Annotated in this window: 18 protein-coding genes; 4 read left to right on the top strand and 14 right to left on the bottom strand. The window is 59.5% G+C overall.

Annotated features, from left to right (window positions below):
• Positions 1-37 precede the first annotated feature (37 nt).
• The 4 genes from ACFSR7_RS20410 to ACFSR7_RS20395 all read left to right on the top strand — a co-directional run bounded on the left by ACFSR7_RS20410 (position 38) and on the right by ACFSR7_RS20395 (position 4,137).
• Positions 38-856, top strand: a complete 819-nt coding sequence (locus ACFSR7_RS20410; protein WP_378164791.1) for an SDR family NAD(P)-dependent oxidoreductase — start codon at positions 38-40, stop codon at positions 854-856.
• Entirely contained in the window at positions 853-2,052 is a 1,200-nt protein-coding gene (locus tag ACFSR7_RS20405; protein ID WP_378164789.1) for an enolase C-terminal domain-like protein, read from the top strand. Before ACFSR7_RS20410 ends, ACFSR7_RS20405 begins: the two co-directional genes overlap by 4 nt.
• A gap of 255 nt (positions 2,053-2,307) precedes the next feature.
• A complete protein-coding gene (locus ACFSR7_RS20400) occupies positions 2,308-3,291 on the top strand; it encodes a ketoacyl-ACP synthase III (protein WP_378164787.1) in 984 nt (327 codons plus the stop codon).
• 126 nt (positions 3,292-3,417) lie between these two features.
• Positions 3,418-4,137 carry a glycosyltransferase gene (locus tag ACFSR7_RS20395; RefSeq protein WP_282907411.1) on the top strand — a complete coding sequence of 240 codons (720 nt, stop codon included), beginning with the start codon at positions 3,418-3,420 and terminating at the stop codon, positions 4,135-4,137.
• 151 nt (positions 4,138-4,288) lie between these two features.
• Here ACFSR7_RS20395 and ACFSR7_RS20390 read toward each other — a convergent pair whose 3' ends face one another.
• From ACFSR7_RS20390 to ACFSR7_RS20325, 14 genes are all read right to left on the bottom strand, one after another.
• Positions 4,289-5,071 carry a glycosyltransferase family 2 protein gene (locus tag ACFSR7_RS20390; RefSeq protein WP_378164785.1) on the bottom strand — a complete coding sequence of 261 codons (783 nt, stop codon included), beginning with the start codon at positions 5,069-5,071 and terminating at the stop codon, positions 4,289-4,291.
• Between the two features lie 75 nt (positions 5,072-5,146).
• Positions 5,147-6,100, bottom strand: coding sequence for an SDR family oxidoreductase (locus tag ACFSR7_RS20385; protein ID WP_378164783.1), 954 nt, complete (start codon positions 6,098-6,100; stop codon positions 5,147-5,149).
• Positions 6,076-6,993, bottom strand: a complete 918-nt coding sequence (locus tag ACFSR7_RS20380) for a dTDP-4-dehydrorhamnose reductase family protein (RefSeq protein WP_378164781.1) — start codon at positions 6,991-6,993, stop codon at positions 6,076-6,078. Before ACFSR7_RS20380 ends, ACFSR7_RS20385 begins: the two co-directional genes overlap by 25 nt.
• Positions 6,990-7,973, bottom strand: a complete 984-nt coding sequence (locus tag ACFSR7_RS20375) for an SDR family NAD(P)-dependent oxidoreductase (protein WP_378164780.1) — start codon at positions 7,971-7,973, stop codon at positions 6,990-6,992. The genes ACFSR7_RS20380 and ACFSR7_RS20375 overlap by 4 nt, the downstream gene beginning before the upstream one ends.
• Entirely contained in the window at positions 7,966-9,057 is a 1,092-nt protein-coding gene (gene wecB, locus ACFSR7_RS20370) for a non-hydrolyzing UDP-N-acetylglucosamine 2-epimerase (RefSeq protein WP_378164778.1), read from the bottom strand. The genes ACFSR7_RS20375 and wecB overlap by 8 nt, the downstream gene beginning before the upstream one ends.
• A gap of 4 nt (positions 9,058-9,061) precedes the next feature.
• Positions 9,062-10,651: a glycosyltransferase family 4 protein gene (locus ACFSR7_RS20365; protein WP_378164777.1), complete on the bottom strand. Its 1,590-nt coding sequence runs from the start codon at positions 10,649-10,651 to the stop codon at positions 9,062-9,064.
• Between the two features lie 26 nt (positions 10,652-10,677).
• Positions 10,678-11,823 (bottom strand): CgeB family protein, encoded by a 1,146-nt coding sequence (locus tag ACFSR7_RS20360; protein ID WP_378164775.1) that lies wholly within the window; start codon positions 11,821-11,823, stop codon positions 10,678-10,680.
• Positions 11,816-12,934 (bottom strand): CgeB family protein, encoded by a 1,119-nt coding sequence (locus ACFSR7_RS20355; RefSeq protein WP_378164774.1) that lies wholly within the window; start codon positions 12,932-12,934, stop codon positions 11,816-11,818. Before ACFSR7_RS20355 ends, ACFSR7_RS20360 begins: the two co-directional genes overlap by 8 nt.
• 235 nt (positions 12,935-13,169) lie before the next feature.
• Positions 13,170-18,104, bottom strand: coding sequence for a glycoside hydrolase family 78 protein (locus tag ACFSR7_RS20350; protein ID WP_378164773.1), 4,935 nt, complete (start codon positions 18,102-18,104; stop codon positions 13,170-13,172).
• 1,085 nt (positions 18,105-19,189) lie between these two features.
• Positions 19,190-20,389 carry an S-layer homology domain-containing protein gene (locus tag ACFSR7_RS20345; RefSeq protein ID WP_378164771.1) on the bottom strand — a complete coding sequence of 400 codons (1,200 nt, stop codon included), beginning with the start codon at positions 20,387-20,389 and terminating at the stop codon, positions 19,190-19,192.
• 389 nt (positions 20,390-20,778) lie between these two features.
• Positions 20,779-21,063, bottom strand: a complete 285-nt coding sequence (locus ACFSR7_RS20340; protein ID WP_378164769.1) for a hypothetical protein — start codon at positions 21,061-21,063, stop codon at positions 20,779-20,781.
• A gap of 160 nt (positions 21,064-21,223) precedes the next feature.
• Positions 21,224-21,514 carry a hypothetical protein gene (locus ACFSR7_RS20335; RefSeq protein WP_282907399.1) on the bottom strand — a complete coding sequence of 97 codons (291 nt, stop codon included), beginning with the start codon at positions 21,512-21,514 and terminating at the stop codon, positions 21,224-21,226.
• A complete protein-coding gene (locus ACFSR7_RS20330) occupies positions 21,511-21,849 on the bottom strand; it encodes an alpha-helical endospore appendage domain-containing protein (RefSeq protein WP_378164767.1) in 339 nt (112 codons plus the stop codon). The genes ACFSR7_RS20335 and ACFSR7_RS20330 overlap by 4 nt, the downstream gene beginning before the upstream one ends.
• Positions 21,850-21,879: 30 nt before the next feature.
• On the bottom strand, positions 21,880-22,167 hold the full coding sequence (locus tag ACFSR7_RS20325; RefSeq protein ID WP_282907397.1) for a nucleoside-diphosphate sugar epimerase: 288 nt from the start codon (positions 22,165-22,167) through the stop codon (positions 21,880-21,882).
• Positions 22,168-22,299: the final 132 nt, after the last annotated feature.

Here is a 22,299-nt window from a genome sequence, read left to right as displayed (position 1 = left end):
AGCCTGCTTTTATAGCGTAAGGAGCGTGAACATAAAGATGAAGACAGCATTGGTGACCGGCGGCAGTCGCGGCATCGGGCAAGGCATCGCGCTTCGGCTCGCGAAGGAAGGTTACCGCGTCGCGTTCGGCCATTGGAACGACGATGAACGCGCGGCACGAACGGCAGCGGAGATCGAAGCCATTTCGGGAGAGCCCTGCCCTGTATTTCCGATCGATCTCGGCTCGCAAGACGGCGCGCTCGAATTGGCGAAGCAAGCGATCGACGCGCTGGGCCATGTCGATTTGCTCGTCAATAACGCGGGCATTTGCGGGTTTGCGGAATTCGTGAACGAACCGATCGACATGATGGATCAGATGATCGCGATCAATTATCGCGCGCCGATCATACTGATGCGGGAGTTCTCCGATCGGATGGTCGATAACGGCATCAAGGGGGCGATCGTCAATATCAGTTCGTCCCGCGGCACCCGTGCTTACCCGGGAGACGCCGTCTACGGCGGGTTAAAAGCCGGCCTGGAGCGATCGACCGAATCGATCGCGCTTTCGCTCGCGCCTTATGGCATTCGCGTGAATTGCGTTGCGCCCGGCGCCATCCACGTAAACGCTTTTCATAAGCCGGGAGTGCTTGGCGAATGCATTCCGCTCGGCCGTATCGGTGAGCCGGACGATGTCGCGCAAGCCGTGATGTGGCTCGCATCCGAGCAAGCTTCTTATGTTACGGGCATAACGCTGCGTGTGGACGGCGGCTTGATTCTTCCGGGCATGCCGGAAGACGGGAAGAACAACTGGGGCACGGCGGTCAAGCCTGCGTCTATGCCTTCGTCGAAGAACAATCAGGAGGGGAATCGCAGATGAACAACTTGAGAATCACGAACGTAAAGACGATTCTGACTGCGCCGGACAACATCAATCTGGTCGTCGTGAAGGTCGAGACGTCCGAGCCGGGCCTGTTCGGATTAGGCTGCGCGACTTTTACGCAACGCTATTTAGCCGTTGCCAGCGCGATCGAGGATTACATGAAGCCGTTCCTCATCGGCAAAGATCCGCGCCGAATCGAAGATATTTGGCAAACCGCCATGGTCAGCTCCTATTGGCGTAACGGGCCGGTACTAAATAACGCGGTTTCGGGCGTCGATATGGCGCTTTGGGATATCAAGGGGAAGCTGGCGAAATTGCCAGTGTACGAGCTGCTCGGGGGAAAGGTTCGCGAAGCGGCCGCGGTATACCGTCACGCGGACGGACGCGACTTCAGCGAGCTGGAAGACAACGTCCGCAAATTCATGGCGGACGGCCTTCGCCACATTCGTTGCCAATTCGGGGGCTATGGCGGCCGGCATGACGTAAAGCCGCCGGAAGGTTCGCTGTTTGGTGCGTATTTCGATCCGGACGCCTACGCGCGCAGCGTGCCGAAGATGCTCGAGCACATCCGCGTGAACGTCGGGGATGAACTCGAATTGATTCACGATATTCATGAACGGCTGTCGATCAGCGAAGCCGTACGCCTCGCGAAGAACGTCGAGCCCTATCGGTTGTTTTATTTAGAAGATGCGTTAGCGCCGGAGCAATGGGATGGATTCAAGCGAATCCGTGCGCAATGCGCGACCCCAATTGCGATGGGCGAGCTGTTCGTGCATCCGATGGAATGGGTGCCTCTCATTTCGCAAGGGCTGATCGACTTCATCCGTTGCCACGTCAGCGCCATCGGAGGCATCACGCCGGCACGGAAACTCGCGGCGCTCTCCGAAGCGTTCGGCGTGCGCACCGCTTGGCACGGACCGGGCGACGTATCGCCGATCGGTCATGCCGCGAACCTGCATCTCAACTTGGCGACGCCGAACTTCGGCATCCAGGAATGGAACCAATTCTCCGAGCGCGCGCAAGAAGTGTTCGTCGGTACGCCGCAGCTTCGCCAAGGCTATGCCTACGCGAACGACAAGCCCGGCCTGGGCATCGAGCTGAACGAAACGCTTGCGGCGAAGTATCCGTGCCGCAACGACTTGCCGGAATGGACGCTGGCAAGGCTGCCGGACGGTTCTCCGGGACGCCCTTAATCAGATTACGCAACGACCGCTTGCCTGATATTCCACAGGTGAGCGGTCCTTTCACTTTTCCGGAGCAATAAGAATGCTTCGAAAAGGAAGATCCGCAGCCGGGCAAGAATTAGCTGGCCATAAGGTTGCTGCGTTAAATGGCACGAGTGATCTATAATTATGACGCCACGCAATTGACTCTTTCTTTTCAAAGGCGTACAATAAAATTAAAACCTGGTACTAATACCTGACGCTAAACCGAGGAGGGAATTAACAATGCCGCTCCAATCCCGCTCCGCTATTACTGCCATCGGCAGCCACGTACCGCAGCGCATTCTGAACAACGACGAGCTGTCCGCCATGGTCGATACGAACGACGAGTGGATCGTCCGCCGCACGGGAATCAGCGAGCGTCGCATCGCTGCCGAAGACGAGTTCACGAGCCATCTCGCGATTGCCGCCGTGCGCGATCTTTTAAGCAGATACCCGACCTCGACCGACGACATCGACGGCGTCCTCGTAGCCACCACGACGGCCGACAATCCGTTCCCGTCGGTCGCTTCGCGCGTGCAGGAGGCGTTCGGCTTCAAGGCCGCGCTGGCGTTCGACCTGAACGCCGCATGTGCAGGCTTCGTCTCCGCGCTTCAGACGGCGAACGGCTTGATCCTGACCGGCATGTACCGCAAGATCCTCGTCATCGGCGCCGAGACGCTGAGCAAGATCACGGATTACACGGACCGGTCCACCTGCATCCTGTTCGGCGACGGCGCCGGCGCCGTGCTCGTCGAGCGCGCGGAGGAAGGGCAGTTCCTGGCGTCGCACGCCATGACGGACGGCAGCGGCGGCATCCACGTGTATGCCTCGGGCCTGTCCAGCGATTGGAACGGCCAGCCGCTCGCCGGCGACGGACGCATCGTGCAGAACGGCCGCGAGGTATACAAGTGGGCGCTCTCCACCGTTCCGGACGGCGTGCGCAGCCTGCTGCAGGACAGCGGACTCTCCGCAGAGGCGCTCGACTGGCTCGTGCCCCACAGCGCGAACCTGCGCATGATCGAGGCGATCTGCGAGCGGCTCGATATGCCTTACGAGCGCGCGCTGACGAGCGCCGCAGCGTACGGCAACACGTCGGCGGCGTCGATCCCGCTGGCGTTGGATCTCGCCGTAAAAGACGGACGCCTCGCTGCGGGACAGACGGTCGCGCTTTACGGATTTGGCAGCGGCCTGACGCAGGCGGGCCTGCTGCTTCGCTGGGCATTCTGATTTAACCGCACCCCGTCGTTAGCAGTCGGCCATCCGTGACGCTTGCCCCCGGTCAAGCGTCGTGCCTTCCTTTCCCTCTTGGACATAGACTGTTATGTAGAAGAGGCGGGGAAAGGAGGGCATGCGATGTCGAGCCCCTTGGTTAGCATTATTATCCCTTTTTATAACGACGGCTACGTCAATCAGGCGGTCGCCAGCGCGCTGGCGCAGACCTATCCGCATATCGAGATTATCGTCGTGGACGACGGATCGACCGCGAATCAGCATCTGCTCGATCCGTACCGGTCCCGGATTCATTACCTGGGCAAGGCGAACGGCGGCACGGCGAGCGCGCTGAACCACGGCATCCGCATGTCCAATGGCGAATATATCGCATGGCTCAGCTCCGACGATATCTTTTATCCGCACAAGGTCGCGGGTCAGCTTGGCCATATGATGACCCGAGGCGCGCTGATCAGCAGCACGGACTTCGACCTGATCGGCGCCGGCGGCGAGCTGCTCAAGCCGCAGCTGGCCGTGAAGTTCGCGAGCGCCGGGGCTTTTTTGCGCGGACTTCACACCTTTTGTCCGATCAACGGCTGCACCGTCATGATGCATCGCAGCGTCGTCGACCGCATCGGGTGGTTTAACGAGGCGCTGCGCTACACCCAGGATTACGACTATTGGATGCGGGTGATTTTGACGGGCTTCGACTTTCACTTCGTCAACTCGCCGCTCACCGCCTACAGGTGGCATGCCAACTCGGGCACCTCCCGCCATCTGGACCAAGTCAATGCAGAGTTCGCTATGGTTCACAACTGGTACGTTCACAGCCTGAACGGGCTGATCGCCCGCGTGGGCGGATGATTGCGCGATAAAGGGACGCCGCGGCGACAAAAGCCGGGCGTCTTTTTTGATGTTGCGCTTAAAAATGAGCCGCACCCGCCGCACGCAAAAAGCCGTCCAGCCGCACTTGCCCGGCTGAACGGTTTCCATTTTGCGCGAGCCTCCCTTATCTCTACCTGCCTACCGGCGGCCGCAGCGCGGTGAGCAGCCGGCTCAGGCTTCCCCTGTACTTGGCCGCAGTCGCCATGAATTCCGCCGCCGCTTCCGCTTTGTGGAGAATGGTCCCCATCCCGGCATGCTTGCGGTATTCCGTCAACGGCTCGTTCAGATAGGAAGGCGGGTACCCGGCCAGAATCGCCCGGACCCATAAGTCATAATCGTGCGTAAAAACCGCGCCTTCGTCAAAGCCGCCCAACTGCTCGAACAGCGATTTGCGCAGCATGACCGTACAGCCGTTGATCGCGTTCGAGCGCAGCAACGACCGGTAGAAGTCGTACCGGCTCTCAAATGCGAGCCGTACCGGCTTCGAGCTCGGCACGCCGGCGGCGTCGATCGTGCGGAAGGCGGTGTGGCTGAGCGCCGCCCCGGTCCGCTCCATATGCTCGATCTGGCGCGCCAGCTTGCCCGGCAGCCAGCGGTCGTCCGAGCTGAGCCAGGCGACGTACTCGCCTCGCGCCATGCGGAAGCCGTGGTTGAGCGCGCTCGCCGTGCCGCCGTTCGCTTTGCCGAGCACATGGATGCGACCCGTATACCGGTCGAGCCGCCACGCTTCGCGCGTGGAGCCGTCGTTCACGACGATGACCTCGAGCCCTTCGAAGCGCTGCGCCAGCACGCTTTCTACCGCTTCCCCGATATACGGATCGTTATAAAAAGGGATGACGGCAGTCACCTTCGGCCGTGCGGCGTCCTGACCGCCGCCCGGGCTGCCGCCCTTGCCCGCACCTGTGCCGCTCATGCGCGGTTCCCCCTCCCCGGTGAGACTGATGCGTCCGGTCATTGGCCGTACAAGCATTCAAACCGTTCAAGCCGTTCAAGCTGATCCGGCCAGTCGCTCCCGCTCCGATTGCAACGTATCCGCGATCGAACGCTCGAACGGCACGGACGGCTGCCAGCCGAGCCCGCGGATGGCGTCCGCGCGCCGCGCCTGCGGCGAAGGGCCGCCCGCCGATCCGATCTCCCAGCGCAGCGGCACGCGGCTCGCCTGATCGAAGGCCGCCTTCACTTCGCCCAGGCTGCGCAGCGTGCCCGACTCCAGCGCGTAGCGAATGCCGGGCGTCCCGGCCTGCAGCAGCGCAGCGTATGCCGCGGCGGCATCGCGCACGTCAAGAAAATCGCGGCGCTCCTCCAGCGAGGACAGCCGGAACGCCTCCGGCTCGCGGCCCTCGCCCGCGTCCCGCTCGCTAGCCGCGGCCCAGCGCGCGATCTTGCCGCAGATGCCGGCGCTGCCGCCGGGACCGATGAGGTTGCACGGCTCGGCGACGATAACCTGCTGGCCATACCAATGGTGCCAGGCCAATGCAGCCGTGACCTGCAGCGCCTTGCTGAAGCCGTACGGATGCAGCGTGCGCGTCAGATCTTCGCTCGCCCGCGGGCTCAGCATCGAGCCGACGACAAGCGTTCTGCAGTCCGGGAGCGCGCGGACGCCTTCCAGCACGTAGACCGTGGACAGCAGGTTGGCGGACAGCACGACGTCCGGCGACCGCCACGATTCGTCCACCGCGTTGCGACCGGCCAAATGGAGCACGGCATCGGGCCGTACCTGCTCGAGCATCGAACGGACGGACGCGCGGTCCGTCAGATCGCAGGCGAGCTCGGCCGTCGCGCCCGATACGGGCGGGCGCGTGCCGGCCGCCGAAGACCGCGGAGACACGACAGCCGTCACCTCCATGCCCTCCCGCGCCAGCCGTTCGCACGCATGCCGGCCGCTGAAGCCCGCGGCGCCAGTGACCAGCACCCGCATCAATCCGCCTCGCCCTCCATCCACTGCCGCAGCTCCGCCAACATCTGCGCGTATCCCGGAGGCCGGTAGTCGAAGCCGCTTTTCGTCGGCGCCAGCGTGCGGTCGATCGCGGGCTCCGCTTCCGGCACGATTTTCACGTCCGTCCGTCCGAACGTCTCCGCGAACAGGCCGAGCAGGTCATGCTTGTTGACCGCCTCCGGCGCCGTCAGATGCACGAGACCGCCGACGTCCGGGTGCTCCATCGCCCACTCCACCGCCTTGGCGAGCTCGAGCGTCGTCACGCCGTTCCATTGAACGTTGACGTAACCCGACACGCTGCCCGAGCTGCCCAGAAACCACTTGAGCAGACCGATCCCGTGACTGCGCAGCTCGGGCCCGATGATGGACGTGCGAAGCGTCAGACACGCAGGGTCCGTAATTTCGCCGAGCGCCTTGCTGCGTGCGTACACCGTCTCGCCGTCCGGCCGCTCTTCTTCCGTATAGCCGCCCCGGTCTCCGAGAAACACGCAGTCCGAGCTGATATGAATCAGCCTGCCGCCTCCGCGTCTGCACAGATGGCGCAGCCAGTGCGGCAGGAGGCCGTTTACAAGGTACGCGTCCAGCGGGAGGTCCTCTGCCTGCCGATTCAGCACGCCCACCGCATTCACGATGAGATCGGGCTGCGTCTCGGCAAACAGATCCGCGACCTGCTCGAAGCGCCGAACGTCCAGCACGCGGACGGCAAGCGCCGTCCGGCCGCCGTCTTCCGCAGCTCCGGCCTGCGCCGCGCTATCCGCAACGCCGCAGGCTTGCCGTACGACCGGGATATCCCCGGCCGTCCGTACCGTGACGGTCACCTCGTGCCCGGTGCGCTTCAGCAGATAAGCCGCGATCACATGCCCCGCCATTCCGCTTCCGCCAAGCACCAGCACCTTCATTGGAGGAACCCCCCACGCACCAGCATGCTGCGGATCTCTTCATGATTCATGAGTCCGGTCCCCGAGCTGTAGCTGTGGAGTTCCGCGCGCGGGTAGGCATCGTAATGGGCTTGCAGGCCTTCGAGCTCCAGCGTCGGCAGGATGACCAGGTACTGATCGTCGTACTCGACGGTGCTCTGGCTCTCGTACTCGGTGAGCAGAATCTCGTCGAGCTTTTCGCCGGGACGCACGCCCGTCTCCACGACCTCCGCGGACTTGCCCATCGCGTCCATCAGCACTTCGGCCAGGTCGATGATCCGGCAGGTCGGCATCTTCATGACAAAAATCTCGCCGCCTACGCTGACCTCAACCGCTTTGAACAACAGCGTAATCGCATCCTCCAGCGTGAGGAAGAAGCGCGTCATGTCCCGGTGCGTCAAGTTGACCTGGCCGCGGTTTTTGATATGATCCATGAACAGGTGGATGACGCTGCCGTTCGTACCCAGCACGTTGCCGCCGCGGACGCAGACGAACTTCGTGTCGGACTTCAGCAGGTTTGCGTACACGATAAGCTTTTCGCCGATCGCCTTGGTCATGCCGTAAAAGTTGGACGGATTCGCCGCCTTGTCGGTCGAGATGTTGATGACGCGGTCCACTTTATTTTCGATCGCCGCTTCAATGACGTTTTGCGTCCCGAGCACGTTGGTCTTGAGCGCTTCGTACGGCTGGATCTCGCATACGGGCACATGCTTCAGCGCCGCCAGGTGGAACAAGATATCCACGCCCTGGCAAGCTTTGGAGAGCGCCTCGCGGTCCCGCACGTCTCCGATGAAAAAGGTCAGTCTCGCGTCCTCGAACTCGCGGCTCATCGCCACCTGGTTCGACTCGCTCCGCGAATAGACGATGATCTCCTTCGGTCCGAGCAAGAGCAGCTGACGTACCAGCTCATGCCCCCACGAGCCGGTGCCCCCGGTTACGAGGATGCGTTTGCCTTCATACATCCATAATCCCTCCAAGCACGTATTTGGCCACCTTTGCAGATACTTGACGGTCTCCATAGCCTTCCGGCAGCTGCCAGCCCGTGCCGAGACGGATCATCGCGTCCGCGGACCGCGCGATCGCGCGCGCCTCGACGCCGGACACGATGTTGCTCCCGCAATCGACCGTCTCCGGCCGCTCCGTCGTCCGCCGCACCGTGACGGCCGGCACCTGGAAGATGCAGCATTCCTCCTGCACCGTGCCGCTGTCGGTCAACGCGCAACGCGTGCTGCGCTCCAACTGGACAAAATCGAAAAAGCCGAACGGCTCGTGAAACTCAAGCAGCGGGTGAATCAGCTCCGCCATGTCGGTCGTGAGGCGCGAGCGCGTCCGCGGATGAAGGCTGCAGATGAGCCGCATCCCCTGCTGCTCAGCCACCATGCCGAGGCCGGTCACGATTTCCCGCAGCCGTCCCGGATCGTCGACGTTTTCCGCGCGGTGGATCGTAGCGAGCAGGTAGCCGCCGGGCTGCAGCTTGAGCCGTTTCAGCACGTCGCTTGCATCGATTTTCGGCTTGTAGTGCTCGAGCACCTCGAAGATCGGATTGCCCGTCTTGAAGATTCGTGCGACGGGGAAGCCCTCGCGCAGCAGATTTTGCTTGCTGTTCTCCGTATAAGGGAGATTGGCGGTCGATACCGCGTCGATAATACGGCGGTTTTTCTCCTCCGGCACGGCCAGGTCGAAGCAGCGGTTGCCCGCTTCCATATGCACGACCGGGTAGCCGAGCCGCTCGGCAAGCACCGCGCACAGCGCGCTGTTCGTGTCGCCCAGCAGCAGCACGCGGTCCGGCCGCTCGCGCAGCAGCACCTCTTCGACTGCGGCGAACGTGGCGGACAGCTGCGCGCCGACCGTTTCTTTGCGTGCGGTAATTTGAACGTCGGGCTGACGAAGCTCCATTTCCTCGTAGAAAATGTCGTTCAGCCGCGGCGAGAAATTTTGCCCGGTATGCACGATGACGTGACGACCTGAGAGATCGTCCAGAAGGCGCGTGAGCAGGCTGAGCCGGATGACCTCCGGCCGCGTGCCCAGGATCGTGACGACTCGCATGCCATCATCTTCCTTTCCTTTTCCTCGCTGATGCGGATCTTCTTCTCTTGCGGCCGGCGCTTCGCACGGCGACGCGCCTGCGGCTGCGCCCCCGGCGCCTGGACACGCGGACGCGCGTCCCGCGAATGCGCGAGCGGCCGCGCTTTCTCAGCCGGCTGCGTCCCCGGCCCCGCCGCGGCCGGCGTCTTCCCGCATGCGCTTCGAGCAGCGGCTCGCCGTCCGGGATGAAGTCAAGGACCAGATCCGGGACGTTGCGGACGTCCTCGAAGCGGAAGCCGTGGTCCCGCAGCGCCTTCGGCGAAACGAAGGGACGCTTGCGACCGTGCTGAATCAAGTAGACCGCGCCGCTGCCCGCGCCGCGCACGAGCCCGTGCTGCGGAATCTCGGGCGGCGGGGCTTCCGGCTGCATCGACGCCGGCGGCGGCAGACGGCGCAGCCAGGCGCCGAGCGCCTCGCGGAATTGCCGGACGCCGAAGCGCTCTGCCGCGACGCTGGCGTTGTGCGCGCCGAGCGATTGCCGCAGCGCCGGGTTGCTCATCAGCATGTGCAGCCGTTCCGTCAGCCCTTGCGCATACCCGGTCGGCACGAGCCAGGCCCCTGCTTCCGCCTGCTCGAAAATCTCGCGCAGCCCGCCCGCCGCGAAGGCGACGACCGGCTTGCCGAACATCATCCCCTCAAGCGCGGTCATGCCGAAGCCCTCCGGCACCAGGCTCGGGACGACGACCGCGTCCATCGGAGCGTAGATCTCCTCAATCCGCTCGCGGAACTCCATCCAGGCGAAGCGGCTGCTGAGACCCTGGCGCCAGATCAGATCCCTGCAGGCATGAACGTACGGTTCGTCGACCGATTTGCCGACGATCATCGCTCGGACGCCCGAATGCTGCTTCATAAGCGGGATCATCGCATGTACGAATTCGAGCAGCCCCTTGTTCGGGTAGATCGTGGCGGCGACAAAGCCGGTCACGAAGTCCTCCTCGCGGAAGCCGAGCCGGCCGCGCTGCCGCGCACGGATCTCCGGCCAACGCTCGGGCGCGTGCGCGGCCGGCTCGACGTAGGGACGCAGCACGGCCGTTTTGCCGGCCGCGCCGGATTCGAAGTACGGCTCCAGCACGCTATCGGAGATGCCGACGATCAGTTGGCTGTATAGACTGACGATCGCCGCCGCTGCCGGCCGGTTCGGCGTAGCCCGCATCGTCTCCATGACCGACCAGATCGTCGGAATGCCGAGGGACGTCGCGGCCATCGCCGGCATCGGATGCACGGTCGTGTTGGTCCACACATAGTCCGGCGATTCGCGGAGCATCAGAAAAACGAGCGGCTCCCATGCCGGGTGCGAAGGCAGCGCGCCGACCTCGGCGTCGACCTGCGGCAGCGCGCTGAACAGCGCCAGGCTGAGCGGCAGCTCCATGGCAAGCGTCCCGATCCCGGCGGCGCGCGCCTGCACGGCCAGCACGCCCTCCTGCGGCACGACCAGCCTGCAGTCAAAGTGCGATGCGAGCTCCCGGATAAAGAGCAGGAAAAGCTTTTCCGCTCCGGTCATCACGTCGACGCCGCTGAGATGGGAGAATAGAAGCAGCTTCGGCTTTCCGCCCACAGCCCCTCATCTCCTTTGGAAAAATGTTACGCCAGCGGGATCGTGGCCAGGTCCAGCAGCTGCGACAGGCGGGACACGTAGGTGTGATCCCTCAGCGTCCGGTACAGTCCGCGAAGGGCGATCTGCCGGCGCTCTTCTTCGTGCGTGAGATAATAATCCATCTTGTCGGCCATGTCCTGCGCCGAGTCGTAGGTGACGATCTCGACGCCCGGCGTATAAAACTGGGCCAGGTCTTCGCGGTTGTCGCTCATGAGCAGCGTGCCGCAGGCGGCGATCTCGAAGGTTCGCGGGTTCGGGGAGACCGCCGGGATATTGTAGAGATTGCGGTTAAACGTGCTGTCGTCGTGCGCCCGATGGACGTTGATGACGATCTTGTGCGCATTGTATTGCTCCGCGGTCTCGAGCGGTCCCATCCATTTGCCCAGATCGATCCGGTCCCGCCAGCGGGGATAGTCGGACAGCCGATCCCACCAGAGCCCGGACAGCCTGAATCTGCGTCTCGACAGGCGCGGGAGCAGCTCCTCGAACAGCCGGATCCGATTCCAGTAGGCGCTGCCGATGAAGCAGATGTCGCCGCGGATTTCGTGCCGCGGATTACGCGGCCGGAAGTCGGCTGTGTGGACGCCGAGCGGCAGGTAGTGAACCCGGGCGCAGCCTCGCTGCTCGTAGAACGGCACGCAATTGCGCTCCAGCGTGAACACGAAGTCGTAGTGCGGCGCCAGATCCGCCGTCACCTCGGTGTAGTAAGGATCGTCCGTGAACCAGATCGCGGTGCGAATGCCCAGGGAGCGGAGCGTATCGATCGTGGATACGGGAAAATCCAGTCCGTCCAGCACGATGGCCAGCGTCGGCATCTCGCGGGAAGCGAAGCCGATGATATCGTCCTTCGGCGACATGACGGACAGCCGGGATACGAGCTGCATGAGCGTCTGCCCGACCGCTTCGTCCAGCGGGCTGTACGGGAAGCCTTTGCCCGAGGTAATGAAGAGCACGTGCAGCTCCCGAATATAGGAAGGCACGATCGTACGCTGGATGATCGATTCGCATTGGCCGTACCAATACCCGTGCTGCCATCCCAGGCCGAAGCCGTCGACGCCGGCCGTGGCGCGGCTGCGTCTCTTTCTCGACGCCGCGACCGCTTTTTTTCTGCTTACTCCGACGATCTTAGCCAACCGTCCATCCCTCCCCTGCGGGCGGCTCCGCGGGATCCGCAAGCCCCATCGTATCGAGCAGCCGCTTCACCCGGCCGACAAACGTGTGCTCGGCGCGCGTCCGCCGGTAGCCGCGGGCCGCCACCTTGAGCCGCTCCTCTTCGTTGCGCAAATAATAATCGATGATTTCCTTCAGCTCCTGCGAATTGGAAAAGGACGCCATCTCCTGCCCCACCCGATAGTATTCGGGAAGCTCGGGACGCAGGTCCGTCAGCTGCAGCGTGCCGCAGGACGCGATCTCGAACGTCCGGGGATTGATCGAGTGCCCTTCCCAATGGCGCGTGTTTTTGTTGTCGCTGAGCGGCTCCGTCGTCCGATGCATGTTGATGACGATCTTGGCGCCGTTGTAGTACTTGACCGTCTCCGGCACCTCGATCCAGCCGCTGCGGACGAACTTCGACAGCTGGCCGTAATGGCGCAGCCGGTCCCAGTGGCTGCCCGCGATGAGCACCTTTTTGTCTTTCAGAAAATCCGCGATGCTGTCGAACAGCTCGACGCGGTTCCGAAAAGCGACGCCGATAAAGCAAATATCCGTCCTGTATGCCTCTTCGACGGCCATCGGCTTGAACAGCTCCTGATCGGCCGCGAGGGGCAAATGATACGCCTGCGCGCATCCAAGCTCCGCGTACCGCGCCACGCAACTCCGCTCGTGCGTGAACACGAAGTCGTAGCTGGGCGCGATCTCTGCCGAATCGCCCGATACATAAGGATCATCCACGAACCATATCGCCGTCTTGATGCCGAGATTGCGGATTCCCTCGATCTGTTCCCGTTGATTGGCGGGAAACGTATGAAGGCCGTTCATCACCAGCACCGCATCGGGCCGGTAGATCTCCGCGTACGACAGCATCTCCGCCTGCGGCGCGACGATGAGATGCGTCGTCTCCCCAAGCGCGGCGACGACGCCTTGATCGATGGCGTCGAAGCCTTGGGGCACGTACATCACGCGCCAGGGCCTGCGATGCGCGGCGGGCGGCGGCGTCTCGTCCGCGATCCGCCGGCAGGCGCCCAGTCTCCAGCCCTCCAGCCAGCCTTGCCTGCGTCCGGCCGCGACGTGCAGACCGGACCGCATACGCCTTCGAATGCGTCTTCCTCTGTGTCCGCGCTTGTACGGCATGTTCATCACCCGGATACAATATATGCGCCTCTCTCGGACAGGACGTGGACGCATATCCATCCGCAAGCGCCAATTCGGGGCGATCGGCCCCCGGACAAGTCGCCTGGTTCGCGGGACAGATGTCCGAGCGCATGCAAAAACAGCCCCGGAAAAGGCGCGATCCCTTTCCGAAGCTGTTTTTCACTGTTTTTTATTGAACGCGATGCACGTTCACGAAACCGTCCGCCGTGCCGGTCACGCGGACGACGACCGTCGATTTCTTGACGACGCCGTTCGTATACACCGCCGTGAATTCGAACGTGTAGTCGCCCTCGGGCAGCGCCTTGAGCGGACCTCCGTATTGCTCGCTGCCGAGCTCGCCCTTCCACGACGTAGGCTTAGCAGGCAACACGGCTTGCAGCGCCGCCTTCAGCTTCGGTCCCGCCTCGGCCGTGACGGTCGCGGCCCTCGTCGCCGAAGCGCCGGTGTCCGTCGTCGCCGCTTCCAGCATGAACAGCTCGCCCGCCCAGAACCAATGAGCCGGCCGCTCCTTGCCCGGATGGTCTGCGTTGTAGCGTTGACGATTGTCCTCCCACGCCGCAGTGTGCAGCACCCGACCCGTCACGCCCAGCGGCGCGACCGGGATCGTCTTGACGACGGCGGCCGCAGGCGCCTTGCCGTCGCTGACCGTCAGCCGGACCTTCCAATTGCCCGGCGTTATCGCGACGAACGTCGGTCCCGCCCCGCTGTAAGGCGGCACCCGCTGTTCGTTCACGGTGCGCTTCGCGCCGGTCGGCGATTCGATTTCATAGACCACCTCGAGCCGGTCGCCGTCCGGATCCGACATCGTCGGCAGCAGCTTTACCGTATCGCCCTCCCAGACTGGAGACGGCGTCCACGCCAGGTCCGCCGTCGGCGGCTTGTTCGTCACGATCCGGAAGCAGTGCGGCGCGCTCCAATCCGACCAATCCACGCCGTCCATCACGCGCACGAACACATAATAGGTCGTGTTGTCCGCGAAGTCCGCCGCCGCTGTCCAGGCGAGATCGGAACCGACGATCGTGCCGGAATCCCGGTAGAACGTACCGTCGGCCTTGTAAAAATGAAGCTGATACTGCGTTTGCGGATCGCCGTCCCCGTCGCTGTACGTCCACTTGAAAGCCGGCCGAAGCGTTTCGTACAACGTCGGCGCGGCGGCGTTCGTGCTGGCCGGCGCCGTCAGATCGGCGGCCGGCTTGCGGTTTACGATCGATACATTGCGCGTAGTCTCCGCGTAAAGGCCGAAGCTATTGATGACGATCTGCCGCACCTGAAAAATGCCGAGCGAGCTGAACTCCTTCGTCCAGCTTGTCCTGACGTCGCTCTGCAGCGATTCCGGCCCCCCTGTCGTCAAGTTCTTTATATAGTAAGCATGCTCCACGTTTTCCCGGGCCCCGTCCTGCGGATCGCTGGCCGTCGAATTGAACGTCACGGCCGTGAACCGATACTGCGTCGTCGGCGCGATCGTAAAGCCCGGATTCGGAGGCAGCGGCGTGGAGCCGCCGGCGACGATCGTCTGCGTGGCCCATTCAGACCAGGCGTTGTACTCGTCGCGGACGGACAGCTCGATAATATACGAGCCGCCGAACAGCTTGGCCGGTTTTAGATCGATGTAAGTCGTGCTGCCGGCTGCGCGGTACCGGTACCGATACTCGAGCACGCCGCGCGTCGCCTGATAGTTGATGCCGGTGTTTTCCATCGAGTATGAGCCGTTCGCCGGATTGTATCGATCCGGATCGTAGGAAGCGTCCGCATAGGCGATCGTGCCGTTCGAATTCCAGGTCGCCGTAAAGTCCGCAATTGGCCGGCGATGCACCCGGATCTTTCCCGTCACCGTATTTGATTCCTGGCGATAGGTGCTGAATGCAGTGTCCGGATAGCGATGCGACGGATGCGGGTCGTCCTTGGTTTTATACATGAATGTATAGTCACCTGGGTACGGGAAGCTCGTGACCGGCGCATTCAACGTCTGGCCGCTAAAGGATGCCGTTCCCAGCGGCTGCAACAGCGCGTTCGGGTTATGCGTGTATACCCATGTGCTGCCTGCCGTCAGCTGCGGATCGCTTTCTTCATCGGCGTAGGACAGTGAATAATCGACCTGCTGTCCCACTAGCGCGATGCCTTCTATCTTGCCGTAGCCGGCCGGTGTCGTCTCGGTGGACGCAGCCAGGAACGATACGCTCGGCTGGCCCCGATTGACGATCCCGAACTTGCCGTCCAACCATACGGATTCATTAATCGTAGCCTGGTAAATCCGATTCACGTACACATCGAACGTGCTGCTCGCCGGTACCAGCTTGATGTCGTATACCTGGTTCGCCACCATCGGGTACGACTTGTTCCATACGATCGTCGCCGTGCCGTTCACCGTCTTCTTCACGCGCAATTCGCTCGCCTCGAATTCGACGCTGTAGTAGTTTTTGTCGTCCCGGATCCGGTAAGCGATGCCTGCGCCCTTGCCGTCCGGAGCAGATGCTCTAAGGCTCGCCTTGACGGTCTTGCTTGCCGCCACCTGCTGTCCTGTGACGAGATCAGGCGTTGACTCGCCGACATCGATGATCTTGGGCTTCGTTGCCGCCCCGTTCGAAGTCAGCGTGTAAAGAAACAAGTTTTCGTAGTCGTTTCCGCCTCTCGAAACGACGAGAACGCTCTGGTCGGCTCGCGGATAGAAGTAAGCATACCGGTTAATACCGACGTAAATTTGCTGGTCCACTCTGCCGCTGGTGATCAGGTTCAAATCGGTATCGTAGGAGGCATAAGCAATCGTTGCATAGTTATCTAGATACTGCGAAGAGTCCATGTAATAACCGAAAATATTAACTGTACCGTCAGCCCCAACGTACATTTGCGTATAATTGAGCTGATAGGCGCCCCCTTTGGACGAATAATACGGATACGGCGTCAACTGCTTAAGAAGCTTACCGGAGGAATCCGAAACGTTAATCACGACGTCTGTCATTGGCCATCCGTTAGTCGAGGCCTGATAGATCCTCTGTTTATTATCCATACCGAATACAGAGCCCTTGTTGTTCGTATCGAGGTCCGAAGAGTATGTGAAAGTCGACGTCCCCATATTGAACTTCGCGACCTTGCGAGTGAGCGTCCACCCTTCCTGCGACTCCACCAAATAGTACAAATGGTTAGCGTTGTCCGCCCCCAAGTAATAGTGGTAGCTGGAGTAATTCGTATTACTCGTGTGGTTGCCAAGAATCGCTCCGTCCGAAGTCCGGATCACATAGCTTTTTCCGCCGTCAAAAACAGTTGAGAGCATCGCGCCATATTTTTGCGAAATGCCGTCGACATAAGGATAAGTAAGCTCTCCAAGGCTGCCGCCAGTGGAGTTATACCTATATTTGCCGTACGCAAAACCGTCTGGCAACTGGAATGAGGCCGTGTATCCTCCAGCATAGAACGGCAGAGACGAATTCCGAAACAACTCTTGCCCCGTATCGCGATCCAGGCCGACAGCCAAGCCGCTACCCGGTCCATTTTCTCCGATTGCAACTAGCGTATTCCCATATGACAATAACTGCTGGGCATATCCATTAAATACATTCTTTTGCCACACCAATTGCATGGATTTGTTGTAGGCATAAACCCAACCATTGGTACCCACATATGTGTACTTGTCGTCGTCTAACGGCACAAGCACGAAGCCCCCGGCCGTATACGAGATTGGCGTCAACACCGGCGATGCTTGCAGCCCGGTAAAGGGGGACATCAGCGGCACGCCATCAACGCCATATGAAGAAGATAGCATCCATGAACCCCAAGTACCGTAATACTGCCTCGTATTGTTGGTCAGCGGCATTCGGGCTTTGGAAGTCAGAATTCCCCCGGTATCTAGGTTCCAATTCGACTTGTCCCCGATCGCGCCGCTACCGATATTGTAAAACCGGCCGGTATTGTAAAGATCGCTCATCAGAATGGCCGAAGATTCCGGGGGATCCGATATGTCGGACTCCGTTTTCACGTCGGCGATCGGAGCAATGTTCGTCACGTTCAGCGTGCGTTCTGCTTCCGGCTGGCTGTTTGTATTGCCGCATAGACCGTAGTCCTCGCAGACCGTCTCCTGGAATAAATACTTGCCTACGCGGCTCGGCGTAAACGTGAAGCTGTCGGCGTTTCCGTTCCCGTTGACCACCGTCTGCCAAGCGTCGTTGGCGAAGCCGTCATTATTGGCATCGTATTTCATCTCGATCTTGTGCGAAACGAGGTTGTCATAGTCCGGACTGTACGCGTTACTTTGAATCGTGGCTGTGCCCAGCCTCGTGCCCTGCTCGGGAACCGCCAGCGTATCGATCGGAGGCTCGTCAGGGATGACGTTCAGCAGCTTCGACGTCACATCCGACCAGCGATTCTCCTCGTCTTTCACCTTCAGCGTAATCGTCTCCGCGCCCGGCGTCATGTACTTGGTCTGCACATTGGTCCAAACATAATCGACAATCTTCTTGCCAATGGGGCTGTAAGACAAGAGGCCGTCAAAACCTGTTGGCAGTTGCCTACCTGCCTTCACCGAGGAAGGACCGCGGATAACGGCAACGGGCTTGGAATCCACGACATTCAGCGTCGCGTATGCGGTATACGTTGCGCCCTTCAAATCCTTGACGGTAAGCGCGACCTTGTGCGAGCCGATCCCGGAAGCCGTAATATTCATATAACTGTTCTGTTTGATGTTGCCCCCAAAGCCGTCCGGTACCGACTTCAGCCAATCCGTGCTGGCGGTAAAGTCCCAATGATCGACGTCAACCCAATCATCCGGATAATCCGGGTCGCTAATATCCTTAATTATGAGATCGACCTTCGTTCCCTCTGGGATAATACCGGTAGGCGTCGTCGTCCCCGCCTTCACCCATGCAATTGTTGCCGTTGGCGGACGGTTTTCACCCGGAGGCGCTGTCGGCGTCGGTGTAGGTGTCGAGCCCCCGCCACCGAAGTTCGGGTCCATCAAGTAAAGCTGCTGCGGTCCCACCCAGTCGCTGCCGCAGCTTGTGTTGATTTGCATATACACGTCATGCGTTGCGCCAGCGGTAATAACGTACGGGTATTTGGCAAGCGTGTATGTATCGTCCGAAGTCTTGCTGGCGAGCGCGTTTCCGGTATACACTTGTCCGTTCCGTTCGATCCGGAATTTAATCGATTGGAATGTGCAGCTACCTGTCGTCTCTATGTCCTTCGGATGCAGTTTAAAGGTGTCTCCGTATGTAAGCGTGCTGTCTGGGAGGATGTCGAAGTCTCCGTCAACGCCATTGGTTGGTGGAATTTTAGGTACGTAGTTGATTGTAATGCTACCCTGATAAGCGTAAGTTGTAGCTTCCCAAGAAGTATCGAAAATAAAATCGTACTTTCTTTGTTCAGCTGAACCTCCCCCATCAACAGGGACTTTATAATCTATACCTTTAGTGTCAGTTATATCATTTAGATTACGACGCCCCACAAGTTTACCTGTACCACACTCTTCTCCTGGCCCCTTGCTTACAAGGACTGTATTTTTAGATGTTGGTGCAGCAGCAGTTATTGTAAGGGTGCACGCTGCAATATAAGGCCAAGCCACCTCTATACCCGAGTTCCAACTGTTTAAGTACATATGCTCAACATGTGGCACATTCTCCGACCAACTCAAATGTTGCCCGGTTGCTGTATCGCGAACAAAAGAAATATCAGTAGCTGTGTAAGTTCCACCGGACAAATTGGTCACGGTTGAAGGGACCAGACCTGGACATGCTGAAATGCTCCCTGACATACACCCACTCCCAGCTACTGGGGTGTATTCAAACTTGTAAATTTTCTTATCGGAAGGATTCATGGCACCCACCCGCCACCTTTTTCCATCCGATGTTCTGTCTACAGTAAATGCAGGATTCGAATAGCCTTTGCCATAGACTTTTGTGGCTTTACCACTTAGATCCAACTTAATATAACCGCCCGAGGTACTCGGATTACTAACGTTTATCGTTACCCCATTAAATACGAGTTTATAGCCTGCTACAGTTCGATTTGAGTAGATCGGAATGTTTTGCTTTACTGTTGCCGTTGGAAAGTAAGTGACCCCATCAATAACCTGTTTGGAATTAGCTCCAAAATTCAAAGGTATCGTTTGCGTATCTGAAGATGCAGCCTCTGAAGGGTACAAGGGCCACATTCCAATTAAGAAGGTTATTAGAACTAAGATTGAAAACGTACGCTTCACGGTCATTCACCTTCACTATTAAGTTGACCAAGTCGATAAACCAGCCCGGTGTAGGTAACAAGGAAAGGAATCTTCCACTCTGGATGCTTTTGCAAAGTAGTTTTTTCAACGACAACAATATGCCATCCATTAACAGTAGCAACCTTGTCCAGCACGACATCGGGAACTACAGGGAAATCAGATTGATTCTCCAGATCATAAGCAACACGCTGGCCCCAATCTGTATTGGTACCAACTTTATCACTGTGAAAGGACCAAGTATTTTTCCCTTGAACTTTGGTGTTTTTTAAGACAATATGCATAGCAATCGCGTAGGCGTCTTTGGTCATGACCTTAGTGTCAGGGTATTGGGTAAGTTTTTTGAACTTATTGCGTAGTGGTGCTTTAGGATCATCAAGATCCACGACAATCATCCTATCCATAGTTACATCCATTTTAGAGTCAATATCCAGCTTGAACGGTAACGACACAGGTTTTGTGCCCCAAGCTTCCTCCAGGTTAGTTCCCTTGTAGATAATAGCCGCGTTCTGCACCGCATGTTTTTCCGCCGTCAACTTGCCCCCCGCCCGAACCGTCGAAAGACGTTCAATAACAGCCACGGCTTCCGCACGTGTCGTCGTTCCTTTCTCGTTCAACGTACCGTCCGCGACCCCGCCGATCAGCCCGGTCAAGGCCGATTTGTACAGCGCTTCGCCATCCGTTATCTTCTTACCGCGAACGGAATCATCTGTGCCGCGAACAAGCAGCTTGGACATTTCCGTGCGGTTCATCTGACCATCCCAGGATGCGCCTAAGTCGCTATCCTGCAGAAGCGCAGCTGCTTTCAGCGCCGATACGTACGGTGTGTACCACTTCGTACCTGAAGCGGCGGGCTTAATTGGAAGGTGCAGCGAATCCGAGACCATTTTCACAAATTCCGCGCGCGTAACTTCTTTGTTCGGCTTAAACGTGCCGTCCGGGTATCCCTTAACGTAGCCTTTGCTAACTGCGGTCTCGATCGCTTGCTTGGCCCAGTGACCGCCGATGTCGTTCAACGGAACGGCTCCATTAGATGTTATTCCAGCTGCCAGGTGGTTTGCCGTTGAAGCGCCGTATGCATCAGCCGTGTGCATAAGTACCGCCGTCAACATAAATGTAATAAATATGAGTCGCAAGGCGTTCCCCTTTTTCTTCATCCGTTCGAATTGTTCCATACCCAACATTACAAATCCCCCGTTTCTAATGATTGATGATTTGCAAAATCTAATTAGTTGTTAGAAGACATCTATTCCTGCTCAAACCCTTTGCAACCGGTCCGACAGTTGTTAAAAGGCATCTATTTACCGGATATCGCGCCTCCCGCACCTTATTCGGAACAATTAAATGCTTTTTGACAACTATTCGTCGCACTCCCACCATGAACGTTAAAATTAACTGCCTTTCAGCACTTATCGCACATGGAAGCGGGACAGCGACGATGCGGCGACACGTAAATAAGCATAAAAAAGGAAGCACGAGAGATATCTGGCTTCTCTGCGGGTGCTTCCTCGCAATTGTTTATCCTATTTTTGGATAGTATATAATCAATCGGCAAATTTCGTCAATAGTTCATTTAAACCTGCTGATCGTACGCCAGCTGATGTCCATCTTCGAAGCCTTTGGCGAAGCCGGCGTTGTACCCTTCGTTGTACGCCTGGTTGAAGCTGGTACCCGGGTTCGTCGTTTTCCGTCTCCGGCTTCTTACACGGCTGATCCGCCGTTTGCCGACGGCTCCAGCGCGCTTCTTCAGACCGCTTCTCCGCTTGACCAAACCGGCTTTACGCCGCAGCGGACGAACTCTTCGTCCCGGTTTCGCCCGACTCTTTTTACGCAGCGCGTGTACCCCCAGCGTCTCCATAGCCGCTTCCCCTCCAAGATCGGATTAAGCTCTTATTTGCCAACGCCGATGCCAACGCCAAACGCACCAACCTTGCCTCCCTGCCGAAAAGACATAGTGTCTCCCCCCGGTCTGCCGCCAGCATCGCGAGCGCACTAGCGCCCGCCCGGCTGCCGTCGCCTCAGCGATCTCGCACAACGGTCAGCCGAACCGCCGCCGCCTTCTTCAACCAAGGACCTGCCGGCCTCCCCTGCTTGGGCGGCTTCCAGGAAATGCCCGCCACGCTTCTCGCCATCTCGGCCTGCAGACCCGTCAGCACGCGAACATGCTCGCGAAGCGCAGCGGCTGACGGCATGCCCGCCGCGCTGATGTCGGCCGCGCTTTCCAGCATGCGCGCCATCGCTTCCTGGCTCCTCGCGATCGCCTTGAGCATGGCGAGCTTGGCTTCCCACTCCGCGTTCAGCCGGCTCATCCTTCCGAGCTGCTGCCTCCGAAGCCGTCGAGCAGTCCGGTCAGACCGCCTTCCTCTTCGTCGCCGGCGGGCGTGAGGATCGTTTTCATGCTGCGATTCATGCCCTGGCACAGCTTGGTCAGACTCTCAAGCAGCTCTACGTTCTGCTCGTGAATTTTCAGAGAGGTAGACAGGTTGGACGCATGATCCGGGATCGAGTCAGTCGTGACGTGCATGCACAGCCAGTTGCGCACCTTCTCCGCCTCGAAGGCCTTCGCTTCCAGGATCATCGCCATGTTCCACTGCATTTTGGCGATCGCGTTTAATGTATTGTAATAGGCTTCCTCTCTCGTCATCGCCGATCTCCTCCCTGCGAAGTCCGCCCGTTATTCCTCGTCGGGAATGTTCGCCGCCTTCACGATCTGCTCGAGGCTGTCCGCCAGCGCGTCGTGCATATCGGCCAGTCCGACCACATAAGCGATAATATTTTTGGTGACGTCGGCCGAACCCTCCAGCAGTCCGTCCAATCCGCTTAATTCAGGGTGCATATCCGGTATAGCCGTGACCATCTGCGACATCCGGACCGCGACCTGGCGTTTCGCATCCATAATGCGTGCCATATGCTGGTGGGAATGGGACAGGTGAACCGCCACTTCGGTCAGCAAATCTTGCATGGTTCCGCCTCCCCGCCTCCGCTCATTGCCATCGTATTCGTGCCGTTCGGCGTTGATTCATGCCTCCAACATCTTATGCGGCGCTTGCCCGTTTGCCACACGAAGACCTCTCGCTTCTGGGAAAATGGAGTC

This window comes from Cohnella sp. GCM10020058 (assembly GCF_042683485.1).
Taxonomy (GTDB): domain Bacteria; phylum Bacillota; class Bacilli; order Paenibacillales; family Paenibacillaceae; genus Cohnella.
The sequence above is the reverse complement of the archived record's forward strand: the minus strand, read 5'-3'. Positions and strand labels throughout refer to the sequence as shown.

Bases quoted from the DNA above. Each gene is read 5' to 3' on its own strand.
- ACFSR7_RS20410 (WP_378164791.1), top strand. From the start codon at position 38: ATGAAGACAGCATTGGTGACCGGCGGCAGTCGCGGCATCGGGCAAGGC.
- ACFSR7_RS20405 (WP_378164789.1), top strand. From the start codon at position 853: ATGAACAACTTGAGAATCACGAACGTAAAGACGATTCTGACTGCGCCG.
- ACFSR7_RS20400 (WP_378164787.1), top strand. From the start codon at position 2,308: ATGCCGCTCCAATCCCGCTCCGCTATTACTGCCATCGGCAGCCACGTA.
- ACFSR7_RS20395 (WP_282907411.1), top strand. From the start codon at position 3,418: ATGTCGAGCCCCTTGGTTAGCATTATTATCCCTTTTTATAACGACGGC.
- ACFSR7_RS20390 (WP_378164785.1), bottom strand. From the start codon at position 5,071: ATGAGCGGCACAGGTGCGGGCAAGGGCGGCAGCCCGGGCGGCGGTCAG.
- ACFSR7_RS20380 (WP_378164781.1), bottom strand. From the start codon at position 6,993: ATGAAGGTGCTGGTGCTTGGCGGAAGCGGAATGGCGGGGCATGTGATC.
- ACFSR7_RS20375 (WP_378164780.1), bottom strand. From the start codon at position 7,973: ATGTATGAAGGCAAACGCATCCTCGTAACCGGGGGCACCGGCTCGTGG.
- wecB (WP_378164778.1), bottom strand. From the start codon at position 9,057: ATGCGAGTCGTCACGATCCTGGGCACGCGGCCGGAGGTCATCCGGCTC.
- ACFSR7_RS20355 (WP_378164774.1), bottom strand. From the start codon at position 12,934: ATGCGGTCCGGTCTGCACGTCGCGGCCGGACGCAGGCAAGGCTGGCTG.
- ACFSR7_RS20345 (WP_378164771.1), bottom strand. From the start codon at position 20,389: ATGTTGGGTATGGAACAATTCGAACGGATGAAGAAAAAGGGGAACGCC.
- ACFSR7_RS20340 (WP_378164769.1), bottom strand. From the start codon at position 21,063: ATGGAGACGCTGGGGGTACACGCGCTGCGTAAAAAGAGTCGGGCGAAA.
- ACFSR7_RS20335 (WP_282907399.1), bottom strand. From the start codon at position 21,514: ATGAGCCGGCTGAACGCGGAGTGGGAAGCCAAGCTCGCCATGCTCAAG.
- ACFSR7_RS20330 (WP_378164767.1), bottom strand. From the start codon at position 21,849: ATGACGAGAGAGGAAGCCTATTACAATACATTAAACGCGATCGCCAAA.
- ACFSR7_RS20325 (WP_282907397.1), bottom strand. From the start codon at position 22,167: ATGCAAGATTTGCTGACCGAAGTGGCGGTTCACCTGTCCCATTCCCAC.